2 protein-coding genes are annotated in these 653 nt (G+C 47.9%); both read right to left on the minus strand.

The annotated features are described in order from the left end of the window. Window positions 1-105: 105 nt before the first annotated feature. On the minus strand, window positions 106-354 hold the full coding sequence (locus JG50_RS19065; protein ID WP_052154410.1) for a hypothetical protein: 249 nt from the start codon (window positions 352-354) through the stop codon (window positions 106-108). Window positions 355-433: 79 nt separating this feature from the next. Continuing rightward, on the minus strand, window positions 434-653 hold a 220-nt coding region (locus JG50_RS0116095), incomplete at its 5' end, for a hypothetical protein (RefSeq protein WP_235281714.1).

The following is a 653-nucleotide window of genomic DNA, read 5'->3' on the forward strand; positions in this document are numbered from 1 at the left end:
TGATTTGCCCTTCACAATAGGCAGTCAACAGTTCCATTTCCTCCGGTGTCAAATGGATTCCCTCATGTTTCAAATTCCCGATTGCACCGCGTATACGCTGATCTACTACCACCAGCTTCCGCCACCTAGTTCACGATTCAGGTCATCTATTTCTCTCTCGACCTTTTCCTTCTTCTGTTTGAGGTATCGAATTTCGCTCATTATGTGGGTTCGTTGAGATTCGTACATCTCAACGGCGCACCGCCAATCCGGATCTTTCGTTCTTTTTTCTTTTTCGATCTCCCGCAGGCAATCCTTATACGAATACTCAGCTCCGCGCAGTTTCCCCTCGATAGCCTCCAACTCACGTTCCAAATCACGAATTCTTTCGCGGATCTCTCGATTTCGTTTTTCTTCCGCTTCACGCTCTGATCCGGATGCCGCCGGGAGGGTTTTATTTTTCTTGCTCAGCCTTGAGCTTTTCTTCCAACCGATCCTTCCCCAACTCAATCAACCAAGAAAAAATCTGGTTATTACTGATCTTTTCTTTTCCGCCGCGCGCGACCGTAAACTTTGCCGCCATTTCTTCAATGTACTCCCACTCTTCTGGGAGAAGGTCAACGGTGCTACGTTCTTTGTTGCCGCGTTTCTTGCGCGCCATTGTTATCACCTCC

It is taken from the genome of Thermoactinomyces daqus (genome assembly GCF_000763315.1).
GTDB lineage: Bacteria > Bacillota > Bacilli > Thermoactinomycetales > Thermoactinomycetaceae > Thermoactinomyces_A > Thermoactinomyces_A daqus.